The organism is Bradyrhizobium sp. SRS-191 (assembly GCF_024586915.1).
Taxonomy (GTDB): domain Bacteria; phylum Pseudomonadota; class Alphaproteobacteria; order Rhizobiales; family Xanthobacteraceae; genus Bradyrhizobium.
On the sequence record NZ_JANBVS010000010.1, the window covers coordinates 256,868 to 278,383 of the forward strand.

Below are 21,516 nucleotides of genomic sequence, written 5' to 3' on the forward strand. Positions count from 1 at the left end.
CGTTCCCTACACCTCGTGCCCGGACGGTCTGATCTTCAGCTCCGGAAAATCCTCTTCCTTGAACTCCGTGCCGCGCAGATGATCCGTGCGGTTGTCGTCATGCTCCAGCCGGCGCAGCTGCACGCGGCGGATCTTGCCGGAGATCGTCTTCGGCAGCTCGCTGACCAGCTCGAGCCGGCGGATGCGCTTGAACGGCGCGAGTCGCGCGGCGAGATGCTCGAAGATCGACAACGCGGTCGCGCGCGAGCGCTCCGCGCCCGATGTCAGCAAAACATAGGCTTTGGGGATCGCAAGCCGGATCGGATCGGGGCTCGGCACCACCGCGGCCTCGGCCACGGCCTCGTGCTCCAGCAGCACGCTCTCCAACTCGAACGGCGAAATGCGATAGTCTGACGACTTGAACACATCGTCGGAGCGGCCGACGAAAGTGAGATAGCCCTCTTCGTCCTGGAACACGACGTCGCCGGTGCGATAGCGCGCGCCATCGGCGCCGGACAGCTTGCCGTCGTCGCCCTGATAACCCTGCATCAGACCGGCGGGACGCTCGCCCGACAGCGCCAGCGTGATCTCACCCTCGCTCGCCGGATTGCCATCGATGTCGGCGACCTCGACGCGATAGCCCGGCAACGGCCGGCCCATCGAGCCGATCTTCAGTTTCTGCCCCGGCGAGTTGCCGCAGATCGCAGCGGTCTCCGTCTGGCCGTAGCCATCGCGAATGGTGAGCCCCCAGGCGGCACGGACCTGATCGATCACCTCGGGATTCAACGGCTCGCCGGCGCCGCATGCCTCGCGCAAGGACACCTTGAAGTCGGCGAGATGCTCCTGGATGAACAGCCGCCACACGGTCGGCGGCGCGCACAATGTCGTCACGCCACACCGCTTGACGATCGCGAGCAGCCCCTTGGCGTCGAAGCGCGGCTGGTTGACGACGAAGACGGTGGCGCCCGCATTCCACGGTGAGAAGAAGCAGCTCCAGGCGTGCTTGGCCCAGCCCGGCGAGGAGATGTTGAGATGCACGTCGCCCGGCTGCAGGCCGAGCCAGTACATCGTCGAGAGATGACCGACCGGGTAGCTGCGATGGCTGTGCCGCACCAGCTTCGGCTTGGCCGTCGTGCCGGACGTGAAATACAGCAGCATCGGATCATCAGGCTGCGTCGGACCATCCGGCGTGAACGCCTCGGCAGCGTCGGCGGCCTGCTCGAACGGCAGCCAACCGGCTGATGTCGTCGTCCCCACGACGATGCGGACCAGATCATCCGCGCCGAGGTCGGCGAACTTCGCCACCTGATCCTGCGCGGCGACGACGGCCTTCGCGCGGCCGCGCTCCAGCCGGTCACGCAGTTCGTCGATGGTCAGCAACGTCGTCGCGGGGATCACCACGACCCCGAGCTTCATCGCCGCCAGCATCGTCTCCCACAGCGGCACGACATTGCCGAGCAGCAGCAGCAGATGATCGCCGCGCTTCAGTCCCTGCGCGCGCAGGAAGTTGGCGACCTGGTTCGAGCGCCGCGACAGCGCGGCAAAGGACAGTTTCGTCTGGCGATCCTGCGCCGCATCGAAGATCCACAGCGCGGTGCGCTCGCGGCTGTCCGGATCGGACGCGAGCTCGGCATCGAACCAGTCGAGCGCCCAGTTGAACGGCACCGGATCGGGCCAGCGAAAGCCCTTCACCGCGGCATCGTAGTCGGTGCGATGCGCCAGCAGAAACGCGCGTGCGTCCTTGAATGTCGTCATCAGGTGGTCCCGGCGAGCTTGCGGACGTGCTGAATGATCCCCGAAAAGTCGACGCCGCCATGGCCGGCCGCCTCGAACGCCTTATAGATTTCCTGCGCGTGCTGGCCGAGCGGCGTCGCGGCGCCGGCCGCCTTGGCCGCGTCCTGCGACAGCGTGAGATCCTTCAGCATCAGCGCGGTCGCAAAGCCCGGCTTGTAGTCGTTGTTGGCAGGCGAGGCCGGCACCGGCCCGGGCACCGGGCAATACGACGTCAGCGACCAGCACTGCCCCGACGAGGTCGAGGCGACGTCGAACAGCGCCTGATGCGACAGGCCGAGCTTCTCGCCCAACGCAAAGGCCTCGCCGACCGCGATCATCGAAATGCCCAGGATCATGTTGTTGCAGATCTTGGCCGCCTGCCCGGCGCCTGCCCCGCCGCAATGGACGATCTTCTTGCCCATCTTTTCCAGGATCGGCTTGGCCGCCGCGAACGCCCCCTCCTCGCCGCCGCACATGAAGGTGAGCGTCGCGGCCTTCGCGCCGCCCGTGCCGCCCGACACGGGTGCGTCGACGGCGTTGATGCCGTGCTTGGCGGCGAGCGCATGCGCTGATCGTGCGCTCTCGACGTCGATGGTGGAGGAGTCGATGACCAACGTGCCCTTGCTCATCACAGGCACGATCTCATTCCAGACCGCCAGCACATGCTTGCCGGCCGGCAGCATGGTGACGACCGCGTCGGCGCCCTTGACCGCCGCAACGGCGCTGTCCGCGATCTCCGCGCCATCAGCCTTGGCCTGCGTGCGCGAGGCCTCCACCAGATCGAACGCGACCACCGTGTGGCCGGCCTTGACGAGGTTGGCGGCCATCGGACCACCCATGTTGCCGAGGCCGATGAATGCGATCGTAGCCATGGTTCGTTCTCTCCCTCGACCTGATGATTATCTCGCTTGCGGAAATGTCAGCTCGTCGGCACCGATCTCCGCGAGATACGGCGCCAATATCTCCGGCGTCACCTGATCGACATCCGGCGGCGACCATTTCGGGTTACGATCCTTGTCGATGATCGCGGCGCGGACACCCTCGCGGAAATCATCGCTCCGGAACACTTCCAGGGCTGCGCGATACTCGCGCACCAGGCAGTCCTCCAACGACGTCGAACCGCGCGCCAGCCGCAGCAGCTTCAGGGTCACCACCATGCCGCGCGGTGACTTCTCCTTCAGCGTCTTCAGGGTCGCGAGCGCCGCCTCGGAGCCATCGGCGTCCAGCGAAGCAAAGATGTCGTGCATGCTGTCGTGAGCGAACCAAGCGTCGATCTTGGCCTGCTGCGCGGCCACCGGCCCGGCGGTCTCCCCAGTGGCGAAGCCTGCGATGAGGCTGTCGATCTCGACCGACAGTGTCCCCGGCCTGACCTTGGTCAGGACCTCGCGCAGCGCCGGCCACTTTTCGGTCGGCACCACGGCGTCCGCAAAGCGCGCGTGGATCGCATCCGGCCCGTTCATCGTCTGCCCGGTCAAGCCGAAATAGGCGCCGAGTTCGCCCGGCGCGCGCGACAGCAGCCAGGTGCCGCCGACATCAGGAAAGAATCCAAGGCCGACCTCGGGCATCGCGAGCTTGGTCTTCTCGGTGACGATGCGGTGCCGCCCATGCGCCGACAGGCCGACACCGCCGCCCATCACCAGGCCGTCCATGTAGGCGACGTAAGGCTTGGGGAATGCGGCAATGCGCGCATTCATGATGTATTCCTGGCGCCAGAACACTTTTCCCAGGTCGCCATTCACCTTTGAGCTCTCATAAAGCCCGCGAATGTCGCCGCCGGCACAGAGCCCGCGCTCGCCCGCGCCTTCGAGCACGACCACCGCGACGGCGGGATCCGCCTCGAACTGATCGAGCGCCGCGTCGATGCCCATCGACATCTCCAAGGTCATCGCATTGATCGCCTTGGGCCGATTCAGCCGGATGATGCCGGCCGAGCCCTCGCGGCGAACGATCAGGTCACCTTCGACGTCGCTCATCGCGCGCCCTCGATCAGCTTGCGCGACACGATCAGGCGCATGATCTCGTTGGTGCCTTCGAGGATCTGGTGCACGCGCAGATCGCGCACGATCTTCTCGATGCCGTATTCGCTGAGGTAGCCATAGCCGCCATGCAGCTGCAGCGCCTGGTTGGCGACCTCGAAGCCCACATCGGTGCCGAAGCGCTTGGCCATCGCGCACAGCATCGTGGCATCCGGATCCTTGCGATCCAGCGCCGCCGCCGCGCGCCACAGGAAGGTGCGCGCGGCCTCCAGCTCGATCGCCATGTCGGCGATCCGGAATTGCAGCGCCTGGAATTCGTCCAGCCGCTTGCCGAACGCCTTGCGCTCTTTCGTATAGGCCAGCGTCTTGTCGAGTGCGGCTTGCGCGCCGCCGAGCGAGCACGCCGCGATGTTGAGACGGCCTCCGTCGAGCCCGGCCATCGCGATCTTGAAGCCGATACCCTCTTCGCCCAAGCGGTTGGCCACGGGCACGCGCGCATTCTCGAAGATCACGGCGCGGGTCGGCTGCGCATTCCAGCCCATCTTGCGCTCATTGGCGCCGAACGACACGCCGGGCGTCTTGGCGTCGATCACGAGCGTGGAGATGCCGCCGGGACCATCGGCGCCCGTCCGCACCATGGCGACGAGAATGTCGGTGGCGCCGGCGCCGGAGATGAACTGCTTCTGGCCGTTGAGCACGTAGTCGTCGCCATCGCGCACCGCGCGGGTGCGCAGCGCCGCCGCATCCGAGCCGGCGCCCGGCTCGGTCAGACAGTAGCTCGCGATGATATCCATGGTGCAGAGCTTCGGCAGATAGGCTTGCCGCTGCGCCTCGGTACCGAAGGTGTCGATCATCCACGACGCCATGTTGTGGATGGAGATGAAGGCCGAAACCGTCGGGCACCCCGTCGCCAACGCCTCGAAAATCAGCGCGGCATCGAGGCGGGACAGACCCGAGCCGCCGACGTCGTCGCGGATGTAGATGCCGCCCATGCCGAGGCTTGCGGCCTCGCGCATCACGTCGACAGGGAAATGCTTCTCCTCGTCCCAGCGCAGCGCATGCGGGGCGATCTTCTCGGCTGCGAAGGCGCGCGCCATCTCGCGCACCGCGATCTGATCCTCATCGAGAGCGAACTGCATTCGTTCTCCGCGTTTCCTGATTTTTGTTCGTTGGTGTTCGGCGTGTCCTCAACCTCCGTCATTGCGAGGAGCGAAGCGACGACGCAATCCAGAGTCACGCGCGCAGCCCTGGATTGCTTCGCTTCGCTCGCAATGACGAAACGGGAGCCTTTCCGGGCTCCCGTCGAGTCTTACTTCATGAGCGGGATCGAGAATTCCGCGCCTTCCTTGACGCCGGACGGCCAGCGCGAGGTGACGGTCTTGGTCTTGGTGTAGAAGCGGATCGAATCCGGGCCGTGCTGATTGAGATCGCCGAAGCCGGACTTCTTCCAGCCGCCGAAGGTGTAGTAGGCGATCGGCACCGGGATCGGCACGTTGATGCCGACCATGCCGACATTGACCTTGGCGGCGAAGTCACGCGCGGCGTCGCCGTCGCGGGTGAAGATCGCAACGCCGTTGCCGTAGTCATGATCCGACGGCAGCGCCAGCGCCTCGGCGTAATCCTTGGCCCGAACGACCGACAGAACGGGACCGAAGATCTCTTCCTTGTAGATCCGCATGTCCTTGGTGACGTTGTCGAACAGACAGCCGCCCATGTAGAAGCCGTTCTCGTAGCCCTGCATCTTGAAGCCGCGGCCGTCGACGGCGAGCGTCGCGCCTTCCTTGACGCCGATGTCGACGTAGTTTTTCACGCGCTCGACCGCTTCACGGGTCACCAACGGGCCGAAATCGGCCGCCGGATCGACCGAGGTGCCGATCTTCAGGGACTCGACTCGCGGGATCAGCTTCTCCATTAGCCGGTCCGCCGTGGTCTTGCCGACGGGCACCGCGACCGAGACAGCCATGCACCGCTCGCCGGCCGAACCGTAGCCGGCGCCGATCAGCGCGTCGACCGCCTGGTCGAGATCGGCGTCGGGCATTATGATGGCGTGGTTCTTGGCGCCGCCGAAGCACTGGCAGCGCTTGCCGTGCGCGGCCGCGCGCTCATAGATATACTGCGCGATCGGCGACGAACCGACAAAGCCCACCGCCATGATATCGGGATCCTCGAGGATGGCGTCGACCGCCTCCTTGTCGCCGTTGACGACGTTGAGAATGCCCGCCGGCAGGCCGGCCTCGATCATCAGCTCGGCGAGCTTCATCGGCACGCCCGGATCGCGCTCGCTGGGCTTCAGGATGAAGGCGTTGCCGCAAGCAATGGCCGGCGCGAACTTCCACATCGGAATCATCGCCGGGAAATTGAACGGCGTGATGCCGGCAACGACACCGAGCGGCTGGCGCATCGAATAGATGTCGATACCGGGGCCGGCGCCTTCCGTGTATTCGCCCTTCATCAGATGCGGAATGCCGCAGGCGAACTCGACCACTTCGAGGCCGCGCTGGATGTCGCCCTTGGCATCCGGGACGGTCTTGCCGTGCTCGCGGGCGAGCAGCTCCGCCAGCTGGTCGTAGTCGCGCTGGGCGAGTTCCAAAAACTTCATCATGACGCGCGCGCGGCGCTGCGGATTCGTCGCGGCCCAGGCCGGCTGCGCGGCCTTGGCGTTCTCAACAGCCGCGCGAAGCTCGGCGCGCGAGGCCAGCGCGACCTTGGCCTGGACATCACCGGTCATCGGCTCGAAGACATCGGCCGTCCGTCCGGACGTACCTTTGACCTCTTTGCCGCCAATGAAATGACCGATCGAACGCATGGGGTATCCTCCGCAGGGGTAAGCAGTGCCGATTTGGCCGGCATCTTGCAGTCTTTGCGGCGTTTGGGAAGGGTCTAAGCGCTGACCGGCGCTGCGAAATTGCCGCCCCTTCGCTCCCGCGGCAGGCCGTCCATCGCGCTCGTCGTCCGAAGGCTCAGCGCTTGGCGCCGGCCACCTTTTTCACCGGCCTTTTGACGGGCGCCCGCGCCGAGGTCTTCCCCGCCGGCCCGTCACCATGGGCAACCGCCAGCGCCACCTCGCGACCGGAGTTCAGGATCTCCTCGGACAGTTCGCCGCTGCCGGTGATGCGGGCCATGACGATGGTCCCCATCAGGGTGGCGAGCATCGCGGAGGCCCGCTTGCGTGCGGTCTTGCGCGGCACATCGGCGATGTAATCGGCGAACAGGTCGATCAGCTCTTCCAGCTTCGCTGCGAAGGCTTTGCGAGTCTTGGCGCTCTCGCGCGCGATTTCCGCCCCGAGAGCGGGAACCGCGCAGCCATGGCCGGGATCATCCCGATGTTCGGTCGACAGATAGCCGTCGACGATCGCGGCGAGCCGCTTTTGCGGCGGCAATTCGTCCAAGAGCTTGCGCCAGCGCTCCACCGAACGATCGATCGCATAGCCGAACGCCTCGACGACCAGCGCGTCGCGCGATTCAAAGTGGGCGTAGAAGCCGCCATGCGTGAGCCCGGCCTCCTTCATCAGGTCGGCGACACCGACGCCGTGAGCGCCCTTCTCCCGCAGCCGCACCGACGCCTTGCGCACGATTCGCGCGTGGGTTTCCGCCTTGTGTTCCGGAGAGTAGCGCATTGCCGTCCTATTGAATGTCCGAGGTCATACAATAGCAGCTCTGCGCCCTCGTCGCTGCAGCTATTTGATGAATTCGAGTTGATCTAAATCAACTTCGCTGGCCTGATTTATTCCCGCGACTGTCACGCCCCACACCCCAGACGAGGCCGGCCATGGATATGCTCAATTTTCACTGCGGCGTGAGTCGCGACGCCCGCAGCGTGGTCCGGCTCACGATCTGCAATGCCGGCTCGCTGAACATTATCGGCTCAGCGGCCATCCTTGGCATACAAGCCGGACTGCAATCGCTCGCATCTGACGACAGCATTCGTGCGCTCGTCCTGGCTGGCGAAAGTGAGAAGAGCATGATCGGCGGCGCGGACATCAAGGAGATGGCGAAGCTCGATCAAGCCTCCGCGGAGACGTTCATCGCGAGGCTGGCCGGACTGTGTGAAGCGGTACGGAATTTCCCGGTGCCCGTGATTGCGCGGATGCCTGGTTGGTGCCTCGGCGGTGGCCTGGAAGTCGCGGCAGCCTGTGACATCCGCGTCGCCGCGCATGACGCGAAGTTCGGCATGCCGGAGGTGCGCGTCGGCATTCCCTCGGTCATTCATGCCGCGCTGCTGCCGCGACTGATCGGCTGGGGCCGCACGCGCTGGCTGCTGATGACGGCCGAGACGATCGACGCCCCGACCGCGCTCGCCTGGGGCCTCGTCGATTCGGTTGCGGCCGAAGGAGAACTCGATAACGCGGTCGAGACGGTCATTGCATCGCTGCTCGCCTGCGGACCCGAAGCACTGCGGGCGCAGAAGGGCCTGCTGCGGCAATGGGAGGACCTGCCGCTGAAGGAGTCGATCGAGGTGTCGATCGGCGCCTTCGGGCGATCGTTCCTGACCGACGAGCCCAAGCGGCTGATGCAGCACTTCATCGATCGCAAGCGCTAGAGCGCAATTTTCGCCAAGTTTCCGACTGCAGCCTCCGGCAAATCTCGCCGACGTATTCACCACAAGTTCCGCGGGATCGCCGATTTGCATTTTCGGGCCGCCATTATATGATGAGCATCATATTCATTCAGGGAGTCCGTCATGGCCTCGTCAGATTCCGTCGTGATCCTGTCCGCCGCCCGCACCCCGCTCGGCCGCTTCATGGGCGAATTGTCGCCACTCCGCGCGCATGAGCTTGGCGCTCACGTCATCAAGTCGGCGCTCGAACGGGCGGCCGTGTCGCCTGATACGGTCGGGGAAGTATTCATGGGCAATGTGCTGCCGGCCGGTCAGGGCCAGGCCCCGGCTCGACAGGCCGCGCGCGGCGCGGGTCTGCCTGATGCGACCGGCGCCACCACGATCAACAAGGTCTGCGGCTCCGGGATGAAGGCGACGATGCTGGCGCACGACATCATCCGGGCCGGCTCCGCCGACATCGTGGTGTCCGGCGGCATGGAGAGCATGAGCAATGCTCCCTATCTGCTCGTCAAGGCGCGCGGCGGCTACCGCGCCGGGCACGATCGTATCCTCGACCACATGATGCTGGACGGGCTGGAGGATGCGTACGATACCGGGCGCTCGATGGGCGATTTCGGCGAGGCCACGGCGGAAGCGTATCAGTTCACTCGCGCCGACCAGGACGCCTATGCGGTGGAAACGCTGACTCGCGCCCGCCAGTCGGTCGAGAGCGGCGCATTCGAAGCAGAGATCGCGCCAATCCCGCTGACTGAAAAGTCGGGGCCTCGCGTGATCACCAGGGACGAGCATCCGCTGAAGGTCGATCCGGCCAAGATCCCCGCGCTGAAGCCTGCGTTCCGCAAAGACGGCACCATCACGCCAGCGGCCTCCTCCGCCAATGCCGACGGCGCTGCCGCCCTCGTGCTTGCGAGGCGATCACGCGCCGAGCGCGACGAGCTGCCGATCATGGCCGAGATCAAGGGACACGCGACACACAGCCAGGAGCCGCAGTGGTTCACGACAGCGCCGATTCCGGCGATCCGGAAGCTGCTCGACAAGGTCGGCTGGCGGGTCGAGGACGTCGACCTGTTCGAGATCAACGAGGCCTTCGCCGTCGTCGCCATGGCCGCGCAACGCGACCTCGGCATTCCCCGTGACAGGCTGAACGTCAATGGCGGCGCCTGTGCGCTCGGCCACCCCATCGGCGCCACCGGCGCGCGGCTGATCGTGACGCTGCTGCATGCGATGCAGGCCCGCGGCCTGAAGCGCGGCGTCGCCGCGCTGTGCATCGGCGGCGGCGAGGCGACGGCGATTGCGGTCGAGCGGCCGTGATGTCCGGAAACGAGGGACCTTTGCCATTTATGTCATCCGCGCAGTCTGCCAGAATGGCGCCGCTTCCTAACCTCACGGGACCAGCATGATCTCCAATCAGCTCGCAGCAGCGCTCGCACAGCGCAACATCCACTATGGCTGGGTGATGGTCGCCGTGACGTTCTTCACGGCGCTGGTCTCCGCCGGCACTGTCGGGGCGCCCGGCGTATTCATCGTGCCGTTGCAGCAGGAATTCGGCTGGAGCACCGCAGAGATTTCGTCGGCGCTGTCGATCCGGTTCGTGCTGTTCGGGCTGATGGCGCCGTTCGCCGCCGCGCTGCTCAACCGCTATGGCCTGCGCAACATCACGCTGCTGGCTCAGCTGATCGTGGTCTCGGCGCTCCTTGCTTCGCTCGCGATGAGCCAGGTCTGGCACCTCGTGCTGCTGTGGGGCGTCGTGATCGGCCTCGGCACCGGCATGACCGCGCTGGTGCTCGGCGCGACCATCGCCACGCGCTGGTTCGTGGCGCGCCGAGGCCTCGTCGTCGGTATTCTCACCGCCAGCGTCGCCACCGGACAGCTCGTGTTCCTGCCGCTACTGGCGAGCCTCACCGAGCGGCTCGGCTGGCGCACGGCGCTCGCGCTCGTCTGCATCGCGCTCGGCGTCTCAGCGACGGCCGTGCTGCTCTTGATGCGCGACCGGCCGAGCGACCTCGGCCTGCGTCCCTTCGGCGACACCGGCGCCGAGCCGATCGCGGCCCCGCCGCCGGTCACCACGTCAATCCTCACTGCCGCGCTCGGGACGTTGCACGATGCGGTGCGGGTGCCGGTGTTCTGGATGCTGTTCGCGACCTTCTTCATCTGCGGCGCCTCGACCAATGGCCTCGTCCAGGTGCATCTGATTCCGATGTGCCTCGACTTCGGCATCCCTCAGGTGCAGGCCGCGAGCCTGCTCGCCGCCATGGGCATGTTCGACTTCGTCGGCACGATCGTGTCGGGGTGGCTGTCGGACCGCTACGACAATCGCTGGCTGTTGTTCTGGTACTACGGCCTGCGTGGTCTCTCGCTGCTGTTCCTCCCGTTCACCGACTTCTCGTTCTATGGCCTGTCGCTGTTCGCGATGTTCTACGGCCTCGACTGGATCGCGACCGTGCCGCCGACGGTGCGGCTGACGGCGCAGCGGTTCGGGCCGGAGCGCGCCAATTTGGTATTCGGCTGGGTGTTCGCCGGACACCAGCTCGGCGCCGGCACCGCGGCGTTCGGCGCGGGACTGTCGCGCACGTTGTTGCAGAGCTATCTGCCGGCGTTCTTCATGGCCGGCGCGCTCTGCATCATCGCCGCGCTGCTCGCGCTGGCGATCTCGCGGCAGGCCAAGCCTGCCGCTGCGTAACATTCGTCACGGCCGCGTCGTCATCGCGGTCGGTGGGCCCGGCGTGCGCAACGGCTCGGCCAGACGGGCGAATTCGCACAACAGCGAACGCGTCTTGCGCGGGTCGATGATCTCCTCGACCCAGAACTTCTCGGCCGAGCGGAACGGCGAGCGCAGCTTGGTCAGCCGCTCCTCGATCTCCTTCAGCTTGGCCTTCGGATCCGGCGCGGCATCGATCTCGGCGCGATACGCCGCCTCGATGCCGCCTTCGAGCGGCAGCGAGCCCCAATGGGCGGACGGCCAGGCGTAGCGCATCGAGAACCGGTCCGCCGGCTGATGCACGACGCCGGCGACGCCGAAATTGTTGCGCACGATCACCGTGCACCACGGCACCGTCGACTGGTTGACCGCCGCCATCGCGCGCACGCCGTGACGGATGGTCGCAGCCTTCTCCGCGTCCAGCCCGACCATGAAGCCGGGGCAGTCCATCAGATAGACGATCGGCAGATGGAAGGTCTCGGCGAAGTCGACCCAGCGGATCACCTTCTGGCAGGCATCCGCGGTCCACGAGCCACCGAAGTGATAGGGATCGCTCGCCAGCACCATCACAGCGCGGCCCTCAAGCCGCGCCAAGCCGACGATGAGCGGACGGCCGTAGTTCTGCGCGACTTCGAAGAACGAGCCGCTGTCGACGACGGACTCGATGATCGGGCGCATCTTGTAGACGCGACGGCGATCCCGCGGCACGGCGCTGATCAGCTGCTCGTCGCTGCGCTGCGGATCGTCGGTGCAGGGCAAGGTCGGCGGCAGCTCATAGACCGACGATGGAAGGTAGGAGAGGAAGCGCCGCGCGCAGGCGAACGCCTCGGCCTCGGTGTCGACGGCATGGTCGACGCCGCCGGCCTTGGTCTGGATATCGGCGCCGCCGAGCTCCATCTTGCCGAGGTCCTGGCCGAGCCGCTTCACCACCGGCGGTCCGGCGACGAACATCGCCGACTGCCGTGTCATCACCGAATAGTGGCTCGCCGCGAGCCGCGCCGCACCGAGCCCCGCGACCGAGCCGAGCCCGAGGCCGACGACCGGCACCAGCGACATGTTCTCCGTCGTGTAGCGGTACCAGCGATTGCCGCCGATGCCGCCGGGCAGATTCGCCGCGCCCTTGGTCTCGATGGTCTTGACCGAGCCGCCGCCGCCGGAGCCCTCGATGATGCGGATGATGGGCAGACGGAAGTCGTGCGCCATCTCCTCCGCCATCAGCGGCTTGGCCGCGATCGACGCATCGGCCGAGCCGCCGCGAACGGTGAAATCGTCGCCGACAACCACGACGGTGCGGCCGTCGACGCGCGCGCGGCCGAACACGCAGTTCGCGGGCGTCACATGGGTGAGCTCGCCCTGCTCGTCATACTCGCCGAGACCGGCGACGGCGCCGATCTCGTGAAAGCTGCCGGGATCGACGACGCCGTCGATGCGCTCGCGAACGGTGAGGCGGCCGTGGTCGTGCTGACGCTTGACCTTGTCAGGCCCGCCCATCTCCCGCGCGAAGGCCTCGCGCCGGGCCAATTCCTCGAGCTCCGGCTGCCAACTCATTCGTTCCCCCTGCCCCGGTGATGGTCTTGTTCTTATGATTGGTCTTCGCGGTCACAGGGAGCGGCTTCCTCTCCATCCGGCTGTTGAAGACATCGGCTTCCGCGCCCTGCAGCAGGGCTGCGATGTTGCGGCCGAGCTCGCGCATCGGCTGCGCCACCTCGTCGTGCAGCCGTTGCTCGTCATACATCGCCGACAACAGGCCGATCGTGAGCACGACATTGGTCTGGTACTGCGGCGACCACACCGGCAGCGCGAGGCCGTTGATATGCGGGCTCCACAGGCCACAGGCGACCACGTAGCCGTGCTCCTTCAGAAACTGCCTGTTGTGCTCCAGCCGCGGCCGCAAGAGATTCGCCGCATCCGGCATCTCGCGCTCCATCTCGGCGAGCAGCGCGTCGCCGACCTCCGGCTCGAGCGCCGCGACATAGGCGTGCCCCGCGGCCGTCGAGGCCATCGAGATGCGGCTGCCGGTGGTCTCATGCAGGCCCAGCGCGTTCGCGGCGCGGCCGAACTCCAGATAGACCAGATGAAACTGATCGGGGATGACGAAGCCGACCGTGCCCGGCAATTGCTCGGCGACATCCTGCAGGCGCTGGCGGATCAGGTTGCGCAGCTGCAAGCCCCGCGTCATCGACGTGCTCATCGCGACGGCGCTCGGACCGATGCGGTACTTCTGATCGCGCGGCAGATAGACCAGCTGGCCCATCCGCGTCAGCGTGTGCGTCAGCCGCGACACCGTCGACCGCGGCAGGCCGCAGCGGTTGGAAATCTCGAGATTGCCGAGCCGCGAATCGTGCCCCTCGAAACAGCGAAGCACATCGAACGCCCGCGACACCACCTGAATGACCTCGCCCTCACCGGCGAGATCCCCGGGCAGCATGCCCACCCTGCTCAATCGCTCAGACCGTCGTCCCATGCGCGTTCCACTCAATTCCATGATGCGGAATTAAATTCCGCTTACAGAACAAGCTAACCCAGGCCTTTTGCCCCCACAACACAAGAGCGTTTCTAAAACCCACCGTTCTTCAGCGTGTTGGCACAAGACTCGACCTCTCAGCGCAATTCGGAATGGCATGCCAGATGGCGCGCTCGGGGACGGTGTTGCGGCACCGCATGGACCCACGGCGGCCTGCCGCAGACATGGCCGCAAGTCGCTCCCGGTCCTCCCGCCACGCCGCTCAATCGCTGGGCAACGGCAACATTTGACCAGCGCTGCCCCAAGTGTGGGCTGGCTGCCCCAACGCCGCTGCGACATAACCGGCACGCCAACCGTGTCCCCGCCGAGCCCCTCATGACCACCGACACTCCGCGCCCCCACCGCAATCCGCAGCATTGGGCGTCCGCCGCGATGCCGCCGTTGCAGCGCTTCCTCTCGGCGTGCCACGCCGACTTCTGGCCTGATCATGACGGCGCGGTCGCCAACTACATCCCCGAGTTGGGCAAGGCGGATCCGGCGCGTTTCGGCATCAGCCTCGCCACGCTCGACGGCCATGTCTACGAGGTCGGCGACAGCCGCGTGCCGTTCACGATCCAGTCGATGTCGAAGCCCTTCGTGTTCGCGCTGGCGCTGGACATCCTCGGCTCCGACGAGGTTGAGCGGGTCATCGGCGTCGAGCCGTCCGGCGATCCCTTCAACTCGATCCGGCTCAATGCCGAGAATCATCCGTTCAATGCGATGGTCAACGCCGGCGCGATCGCCTGCAGCGGCCTGGTGCGCAAGGCCCGGCATGCCGACGCGTTCGAGGCCATCCGCGACGCGCTCGGCCGCTTCGCCGGCCGCAAGCTCGACGTCGATGACGCCGTGTTCGCCTCGGAAGCCGCGACCGGCGATCGCAACCGCGCCATCGCTTATCTGCTGCGCACGTCCAACGTCATCAGCGAGCCTGTCGACGACGTGCTCGCCGTCTACTTCCGGCAATGCGCCGTGCTGGTCACCGCGCGCGATTGCGCGGTCATGGCGGCGACCCTGGCCAATCGCGGCGTCAATCCCGTGACCGGCGAGCAGGTCGTGACGCCCTATGCGGTGTCGCGCACGCTGTCGGTGATGACGTCCTCGGGCATGTATGACTTCGCCGGCGAATGGATCTACCGCGTCGGCATCCCCGCCAAGAGCGGCGTCGGCGGCGGCATCCTGGCGAGCCTGCCGGCCCGGCTCGGCCTCGGCAGCTACTCGCCGCGGCTCGACGGACACGGCAACAGCGTGCGCGGCATCAAGGTGTGCGAGGCACTGTCGGCGCATTACGGCCTGCACATGCTGAACCGCTCCGACGACGCGCGCACCACGATCATCGCCGACTACGACATCGGCGCCAATCCCTCGCGGCGCAGCCGCCGCGCGCAGGAGCGCGACATCCTGGCGGCGCATCCGAACGCCGTCCGCGTGCTCGAGCTGGTCGGCACGCTGTCGCTCTCCAATGTCGACTACGTCTCGCGCCAACTTGCGGCGAGCGAGCGCCCGCAATTCGTGATCTTCGACCTCCACCGCGTCACTGCGATGACGCCGGCGGGACTGCGCCTGCTGGCCGAGCTGTTTCACGAACTGGCGGACTTCCACGTCACCGTGGTGCTCTCCGGCATCCGCAGGACCTCTTCGGACTGGCAGGAGATCACCGCGCGCACCGGCGACATCCGGAACGTGCGTGACTTCTATCTTTTGGACACCGCCATCGAATGGGCCGAAGACCAGATCGTCTATCGCTACGGCGGCGCGATCGACTTTCTCGAGACCACGGAGCTCGCCGAGCAGCCGCTGCTCGCCGGCCTCTCCGGCGACGAGCGCCGCGAGCTCGCGGCGCTGGCGACGATCCGCCACTATCAGCAGAGCGAGCGTATCCTCGCTGCGGGAGATGCGGCACAGTCGCTGTTCTTCCTGCGCTCCGGCGTCGTTCACGTCACCCTGCGGGACGGCATCCGTCTGGCGACGCTGACGGCCGGCCAATGCTTCGGTGAGATGGCGCTGCTCGAGCCCGTGCGATCCGCAGACGTGACAGCCGATTTCTCGGCCACCGCCTTCGAGATCGCGCTCGACGATTTCGAGCGCTTCCGTACGCGGCATCCGCATGCGGGCGAGCGCATCATGCGCAATCTCGCACAGCTGCTTGCGGAGCGTCTGACGATCGCCAACGCGCGGCTCAATCTGCTCGCAGCCGATTGAGACCGTCATCGGGCTGTTGCATGTCGCCGGCGCGCTGAAATACTTAAGGTTGCAATTCACAGCAGCTAATAGCCTTCAGTCGATATTTCTCATCACTCGTAATTGTACGGGCTCGCCTAAACGTTACCGGGAGTCGGTCGCAGGACAACCATAAGCGAGCCCAATTCGCGCCGCATTACCCGACGATGTTCTGAACCGTCGATGAACGCCGAGTGGGGACTCGCGAAGCGGACATCGCAATGGGGTGTTCCGAGTAAAATTCCAGCCGCCGTCGCGTGTGTATTTGCGCAACGGAAAGTCGTGTCCAGTCCAGGGAGGAAACGGCATGAAGGAAGCCACTAAGAGGGCAACATCGGAGGCACTCGCGCACATGCTGGCCGTGACGTCGATGATCGTCATCGCCAGCGTCCTGTTCTACGGGCGATGAAGGGCTGTCTGGAGGTTCTGCGTCGCAGTTTCTTCATCGCCCGTAGGTGGGAATGTGAGCTCGATTGCTCATGCGAACGACCGAGTTGAGTTGCGTTTGAGTTAGTAAGCGTAGCGTAGAGTATTGCGTCAATCGCGCGGCGATCCGGGTCGGGACGAATGTGTTGTGCGTATCGTCCCGCCTCGGCCGCCCGCGGTCGGCCTTTGTGAGTCCTGACGTGCGATCCGCCGTCATGGCGCTTTTCCGAAATAAGGCACCGTTACGCCGGCGAAGCTGACGAAGCGCGCGTTGACCGTGTCGCCGATCGCGAGATCATGGTCGCCATGGGCCATCATCCGAAAGCCTTCGCGCATATCCACCAGCACGATGTTGTAGGGCACATGCGCGCGCGTCTCCGGCGTCGCCGCGCGACAGACCAATGATGTCGCGTAGACGGTGCCCTCCCCGCCCGCAGCGTGGTCGGTCAGCGCAAGCGAGCCGCAGGCCGCGCAGAAGTCGCGGCGGAAATACTGCACATGAGCGCAACACGCGCAGCGCTGGTAGCTGATCGCGGCCACGCCCTTGGTCCAGTCGGCTGATTCGCTCATCGCTCCCGCTCCCAGAACATGCTGACATGCGACGACAGCACGCCGCCGTCGCCGTGCAGCAAGGTCAGCGCGGCGTTGCGCACCTGGCGCCGGCCCGCCCGCCCCGTCATCTGCAGATGCGCCTCGTTGAGATGCGCCATGGCGCCGCCGACGCCGCAATGGCCGTAGCTCAGGAGGCCACCATGGGTGTTGAGCGGCACGGCACCGTCACGGCTGAAATGGCCGCCCCGCACCCGCGCCGCAGCCTCGCCGCGGCCGGCAAGTCCGAGATCTTCGAGCAGCATGCAGAGCGTGATGGTGAAGCTGTCATAGACGGCGGCATAGTCGACGTCGGCGATCGCAACGCCTGCGACCGCCCTGGCTTTCTTGATCGCGATCTCGGCGCCGAGTTCGCTCAGAGCCGGCGCAGCGGTGACGTGTTGATGCGTGTGCGCCTGGGCGCAGCCGCGCACGCGCACCGCCGTCGTGCCGGTCGGCTCGCGGCTGACGATGACGGCTGCACCGCCGTCGGAGACAGGGCAGCAGTCGAGCAGCTTCAGCGGTTTTGCCACCGGCTTCGACGCCATGACGTCGGCTGTGGTGATCGACTCATGGAATTGCGCGCCGGGATGATCGAGCGCGTGCCTGCGCATCAGCACGGCGAACTCGGCGAGGTCCTGCTCGGTGACGCCGTATTCGTGCATGTAGCGCGAGGCGACCAGGCCATAATAGGCGGGGATCGTCGGGCCCAGCGGCAGCTCGTAGTCGGGATGGCCGACCTGCGCCAGCGCCTGGATCGAGGCGTCGCGGCTTTGGCCAGTGAGGCGGTTCTCGCCGGCGACGACGAGCATGTTCCTGACGACGCCGGCCTCGACGAGATGATGCGCCAGCATCACCATCGCCATCCCCGTCGCACCTCCGACCTGCACGGCATGGGCATAGGACGGCGTGAGGCCGAAATGCTCGGCGAACACGGTGGCGAGCATGATGTGCGGCGACACCGTCGAATAGCCGCACAGGATGCCGTCGATTTCGCGCCGCGTCAGCTCGGCATCGTCCAGCGCGAGCTGCGCCGCCATGCTCATCAGGTCGAGCGACGAGCGGCCGTCGTGACGGCCGAACGAGGTGAGGCCGGTGCCGGTGATGTAGGTCATCGTCGGCTCACTCCGCCGTCATTCCGGCGCATCGCGCAGCCAGCCGCGAGCGCCGCTGCGCTCCCCTCCCCCTTGCGGGGAGGGGTCGGGGGTGGGGGTGGCCACACAAATAGTCTTCGTGGGGTACCCCCCTCCCTGCCCCTCCGCCACAAGGGGGGCTATCGCATATGGCTCTCCAAGAGATGCGCTCGTCTGCCTCCAAGTCGTCATGGCCGGGCTTGTCCCGGCCATCCACGTCGTTCAGCACGCTGAGAACCACGTGGATGCCCGGGACAAGCCCGGGCATGACGGAGAAACTCTCTGCCAGGGTTGTTCGTGGCGACAGCCCCGCGTCTTCATATGCGATAGCCCTGCCCCCACAAGGAGGGAGGGAATGCCGGCGTTGTAGGTGCCTTACAAACAACTTCGTCATCTCAGTGCAATTCATCTCAATACGATTTCGGCATGCCGAGGACTTTCTCGGCGACAAACGACAAGATCAATTGCGGACTGATCGGCGCGATGCGCGGGATCAGGGATTCGCGCAGGTAGCGTTCGACGTGATATTCGCGCGCGTAGCCGAAGCCGCCATGGGTCATCACCGCCTGCTCACAGGCGTGGAAGCCTGCTTCCGCCGCGAGATATTTCGCGGCGTTGGCGGCGGGACCGCAGGCCATGCCCTGGTCGTATTGCCAACCGGCCTGCAGCACCATCAGCCAGGCCGCCTCCAACTCCATCCAGTTCTTGGCGAGGGGGTGCTGGATGCCCTGGTTCTGGCCGATCGGCCGATTGAACACGTTGCGCGTCCGCGCATAGGCCGAGGCGCGCGACAGCGCCAAGTGCCCGAGTCCGACGGCCTCCGCCGCGATCAGGATGCGCTCGGGATTCATGCCGTGCAGGATGTAGTCGAAGCCCCGCCCCTCCTCGCCCAGGCGATCGTCCACCGGAATCTCGAAATCCTCGAAGAACAGCTCGTTGGAGTCGACCGGCTTGCGGCCCATCTTGTCGATCTCGTGCACCTTGATACGGCTGCGATCGAAATCCGTGTAGAACAGGCTGAGCCCATGGGTCGGGCGCTTCACCTCCTCCAGCGGCGTGGTCCGCGCCAGCAGCAGGATTTTTTCGGCGACCTGGGCGGTCGAGATCCACACCTTCTGGCCGTTGACGATATAGCGGTCCCCCTTCCGCACCGCGCGGGTCTTCAGCTGCGTGGTGTTCAGCCCCGTGTTCGGCTCGGTCACCGCGAAGCACGCCTTCTCGCGGCCATCGACGATGCCCGGCAGCATTCGCGCGCACTGCTCCTTGGTGCCGAACACGACGACTGGGTTGAGCCCGAACACGTTCATGTGGATCGCCGAGGCGCCGGACATGCCCGCGCCCGATTCCGCGATCGTGCGCATCATGATCGCGGCATCGAGGATGCCGAGACCGGAGCCGCTATACTCCTCCGGAATGCAGATGCCGAGCCAGCCGGCGTCGGCCAGCGCCTTGTGGAAGTCGGCCGGGAAGCCGCCCTCCTTGTCCTTCTTCAGCCAATACGCGTCGTCGAAGCGCGCGCAGATTTTCGCTACCGCATCGCGGATCGATTCCTGATTGGCCGAGAGTGCGAAATCCATGCGCTCACTCCTTGGCAGGCGACGGCGTGGTCGCGCCGTCGCGGATCATCGCGGCGATCTCGTCGGCAGAGAAACCGAGCTCGCGCAGGATCTCGTCACCATGCTCGTTCGGCCGTCCCGCCAGAAGCTGCGGCTCGGCCTTGGTCTCGGACCACGTCGCGGACACGCGCGTGGTGCGGATCGGGCCTTCGGTCGGATGCTCGACGATGGGAAAGAAATCGGTCGCGACGAGATGCGGATCGTGCAGCAGGCTTTCGAGATCGTGCATCGGCATGACCGGGATATCGGCTTCGTTCAGCAGCTCGGTCCACTCGGCGGTGGTGCGGGTCTGAAAGATGCGCGCCAGCTCGGCATAGACGACATCGATGTTGGTGGCGCGACGCGCAAAGCTGTTGAAGCGGTCATCGGCGCGCAGGTCGGTGCGGCCGGACGCCTCGAAGAACGCGTCCCATTGCTTGTCGTTGTAGACGATGACGCAGATGTAGCCATCAGCCGTCTTATAGGGCCTGCGGTCCTGCGACAGGTGCCGCGCGTAGCCACCTTTGTCCAGCGGCGGCTCATAGGTGAGCCCGCCCATGTGATCACCCATGATGAAAGCCGACATGGTCTCGAACATCGGCACGTCCAGCCGCTGGCCGCGGCCGGTGCGGTCGCGATGCACGAGGCTGGCGCAGATCGCGCCGACAGCCGTCAGGCCGACGATGCGGTCGACCAGGGCGTTCGGCACATAGCGCGGCGTGCCGTCGCCGGCCACCGCCATCAAATGCGACAGCGCCGCCCCGCCCTGGATCAAATCGTCATAGGCCGGTTTCGCCGCATAGGGTCCGCCCTGGCCGAAGCCATAGACGCCGGCATAGACCAGTCGTGGATTGAGCGCCGAGACGACCTCATAGCTCAGGTTCAGCCGCGTCATCGCCTGCGGGCGGATGTTGTAGAGCAGGACGTCGGCATCCTTGACCATGCGCAGCACGGCATCGCGGCCGGCCGGCTTCTTGAGGTCGAGGCAGATCACGCGCTTGCTGCGATTGGTGTTGAGGGTCACCGGCCCCATGCCGGGATGGCGCCACGGGCCGATCTTGCGGGTGACGTCGCCGTCCGGCGATTCCACCTTGATGACATCGGCGCCGTAGTCGCCGAGCGTCTGGGCGGCATACGGCCCCATCAGCACGGTGGTCATGTCGATGACCTTGATGCCCGCAAGCGGTCCCATCGCGGCGTCAGCTCCCTCGATCGTTGTTATGGCCTGAGCTAACGGCACAGCGGGTTCCGGAGCAAGCGGCGCGGCACGTATGGGGCCATGCATCCAATTTGCGATTGCGCAACATTCCGTGCCGCGGATCATGGACGGGACCGCTGCGTTGCACCAGATGTTCCCTGCAGCGAGCCGCATTTGAGGGATTCCCTTTCGCCGCCTAGCTGTGTCAGCATGTCCATCCAACATCCAAAAACACCACCTAGGGAGAACACCGCCATGACGCTCTATCAGGGCAAATGCTTCTGCGGCACGGTCGAGCTCGAGGCCGATGGCGAGCCGGAGGCGATGGGCTATTGCCACTGCTCGTCCTGCCGCTCGTGGTCGGCCGGGCCCGTCAATGCCTTCACCTTGTGGAAGCCTACGAATGTCCGCGTCACCAAGGGCGCGGAGGCGATCGGCACCTATCACAAGACCGACATGAGCCACCGCAAATACTGCACCAAGTGCGGCGGGCATCTGATGACCGATCATCCGCCGCTCGGCATGATCGACGTCTATGCCGCGACGATTCCGACCTTGAAGTTCACGCCCGGCGTCCACGTGAACTACGCGGAGAGCGTTCTGCCGATCAAGGACGGCCTGCCGAAGCTGAAGGATTTTCCGGCCGAGTTCGGCGGCTCCGGCGAGATGATGCCGGAGTGAGGCAAGGTTCGCGTTCATCAGGCGGGCAAGCATCAACGGCCTCGCGACAGGATCTGTCCGAGCTGTGCTGATCGATGTGGCCCTCTCTTGAAACAGAGGGCGCAGGGAAGGCCGGGTGCCGACTGGCACCCGTGGCCCCCGTGCGAAAGAAAAGCACGGGGAGAGAACCACAGGTTCAGCCGGACCGACCC

The 21,516-nt window shown here is 65.9% G+C and carries 17 protein-coding genes; 5 read left to right on the forward strand and 12 right to left on the reverse strand.

Features of this window, described 5'->3' with window-relative positions; translation table 11 throughout:
• Positions 1-6: 6 nt before the first annotated feature.
• The 6 genes from NLR35_RS19835 to NLR35_RS19860 all read right to left on the reverse strand — a co-directional run bounded on the left by NLR35_RS19835 (position 7) and on the right by NLR35_RS19860 (position 7,345).
• Positions 7-1,734 carry an AMP-binding protein gene (locus tag NLR35_RS19835; protein ID WP_257168206.1) on the reverse strand — a complete coding sequence of 576 codons (1,728 nt, stop codon included), beginning with the start codon at positions 1,732-1,734 and terminating at the stop codon, positions 7-9.
• A complete protein-coding gene (mmsB, locus tag NLR35_RS19840) occupies positions 1,734-2,624 on the reverse strand; it encodes a 3-hydroxyisobutyrate dehydrogenase (RefSeq protein ID WP_257168207.1) in 891 nt (296 codons plus the stop codon). Before mmsB ends, NLR35_RS19835 begins: the two co-directional genes overlap by 1 nt.
• 27 nt (positions 2,625-2,651) lie before the next feature.
• Positions 2,652-3,725 carry an enoyl-CoA hydratase/isomerase family protein gene (locus tag NLR35_RS19845; protein ID WP_257168208.1) on the reverse strand — a complete coding sequence of 358 codons (1,074 nt, stop codon included), beginning with the start codon at positions 3,723-3,725 and terminating at the stop codon, positions 2,652-2,654.
• Positions 3,722-4,867 carry an isobutyryl-CoA dehydrogenase gene (locus NLR35_RS19850; protein WP_257168209.1) on the reverse strand — a complete coding sequence of 382 codons (1,146 nt, stop codon included), beginning with the start codon at positions 4,865-4,867 and terminating at the stop codon, positions 3,722-3,724. The genes NLR35_RS19845 and NLR35_RS19850 overlap by 4 nt, the downstream gene beginning before the upstream one ends.
• Positions 4,868-5,037: 170 nt before the next feature.
• Positions 5,038-6,534: a CoA-acylating methylmalonate-semialdehyde dehydrogenase gene (locus NLR35_RS19855; RefSeq protein WP_257168210.1), complete on the reverse strand. Its 1,497-nt coding sequence runs from the start codon at positions 6,532-6,534 to the stop codon at positions 5,038-5,040.
• A 154-nt stretch (positions 6,535-6,688) separates the two neighbouring features.
• Complete coding sequence (locus NLR35_RS19860; RefSeq protein WP_257168211.1) at positions 6,689-7,345, reverse strand: TetR/AcrR family transcriptional regulator; 657 nt, start codon at positions 7,343-7,345, stop codon at positions 6,689-6,691.
• A gap of 152 nt (positions 7,346-7,497) precedes the next feature.
• On the opposite strand from NLR35_RS19860, the gene NLR35_RS19865 reads away from it, so the two are divergent.
• The 3 genes from NLR35_RS19865 (at position 7,498) to NLR35_RS19875 (ending at position 10,966) form a co-directional block, all read left to right on the forward strand.
• Complete coding sequence (locus NLR35_RS19865) at positions 7,498-8,268, forward strand: enoyl-CoA hydratase (protein WP_257168212.1); 771 nt, start codon at positions 7,498-7,500, stop codon at positions 8,266-8,268.
• 141 nt (positions 8,269-8,409) lie between these two features.
• The gene (locus NLR35_RS19870; protein ID WP_257168213.1) at positions 8,410-9,597 is read left to right on the forward strand and encodes an acetyl-CoA C-acyltransferase; all 1,188 of its coding nucleotides are present in this window, start codon (positions 8,410-8,412) and stop codon (positions 9,595-9,597) included.
• An 85-nt stretch (positions 9,598-9,682) separates the two neighbouring features.
• A complete protein-coding gene (locus NLR35_RS19875) occupies positions 9,683-10,966 on the forward strand; it encodes an MFS transporter (RefSeq protein WP_257168214.1) in 1,284 nt (427 codons plus the stop codon).
• A gap of 6 nt (positions 10,967-10,972) precedes the next feature.
• Here the strand turns inward: NLR35_RS19875 and NLR35_RS19880 are convergent, their stop codons facing one another.
• Together NLR35_RS19880 and NLR35_RS19885 are read right to left on the reverse strand one after the other, a co-directional pair.
• Complete coding sequence (locus tag NLR35_RS19880) at positions 10,973-12,532, reverse strand: acyl-CoA carboxylase subunit beta (RefSeq protein ID WP_257168215.1); 1,560 nt, start codon at positions 12,530-12,532, stop codon at positions 10,973-10,975.
• On the reverse strand, positions 12,462-13,448 hold the full coding sequence (locus tag NLR35_RS19885; protein ID WP_257168216.1) for an IclR family transcriptional regulator: 987 nt from the start codon (positions 13,446-13,448) through the stop codon (positions 12,462-12,464). Before NLR35_RS19885 ends, NLR35_RS19880 begins: the two co-directional genes overlap by 71 nt.
• 375 nt (positions 13,449-13,823) lie before the next feature.
• Here NLR35_RS19885 and glsA point away from each other — a divergent pair, with 375 nt between their 5' ends.
• A complete protein-coding gene (gene glsA / locus NLR35_RS19890) occupies positions 13,824-15,686 on the forward strand; it encodes a glutaminase A (protein WP_257168217.1) in 1,863 nt (620 codons plus the stop codon).
• Between the two features lie 657 nt (positions 15,687-16,343).
• On the opposite strand, the gene NLR35_RS19895 is transcribed toward glsA, so the two are convergent.
• From NLR35_RS19895 to NLR35_RS19910, 4 genes are all read right to left on the reverse strand, one after another.
• Positions 16,344-16,700 carry a Zn-ribbon domain-containing OB-fold protein gene (locus NLR35_RS19895; protein WP_257168218.1) on the reverse strand — a complete coding sequence of 119 codons (357 nt, stop codon included), beginning with the start codon at positions 16,698-16,700 and terminating at the stop codon, positions 16,344-16,346.
• The gene (locus NLR35_RS19900; protein WP_257168219.1) at positions 16,697-17,833 is read right to left on the reverse strand and encodes a thiolase family protein; all 1,137 of its coding nucleotides are present in this window, start codon (positions 17,831-17,833) and stop codon (positions 16,697-16,699) included. The genes NLR35_RS19895 and NLR35_RS19900 overlap by 4 nt, the downstream gene beginning before the upstream one ends.
• 428 nt (positions 17,834-18,261) lie before the next feature.
• Positions 18,262-19,428 (reverse strand): acyl-CoA dehydrogenase family protein, encoded by a 1,167-nt coding sequence (locus NLR35_RS19905; RefSeq protein ID WP_257168220.1) that lies wholly within the window; start codon positions 19,426-19,428, stop codon positions 18,262-18,264.
• Between the two features lie 4 nt (positions 19,429-19,432).
• Entirely contained in the window at positions 19,433-20,638 is a 1,206-nt protein-coding gene (locus NLR35_RS19910) for a CaiB/BaiF CoA-transferase family protein (RefSeq protein ID WP_257168221.1), read from the reverse strand.
• Positions 20,639-20,899: 261 nt separating this feature from the next.
• Between NLR35_RS19910 and NLR35_RS19915 the strand changes: the two genes are divergently transcribed.
• On the forward strand, positions 20,900-21,325 hold the full coding sequence (locus NLR35_RS19915) for a GFA family protein (RefSeq protein ID WP_006610848.1): 426 nt from the start codon (positions 20,900-20,902) through the stop codon (positions 21,323-21,325).
• Positions 21,326-21,516 lie beyond the last annotated feature (191 nt).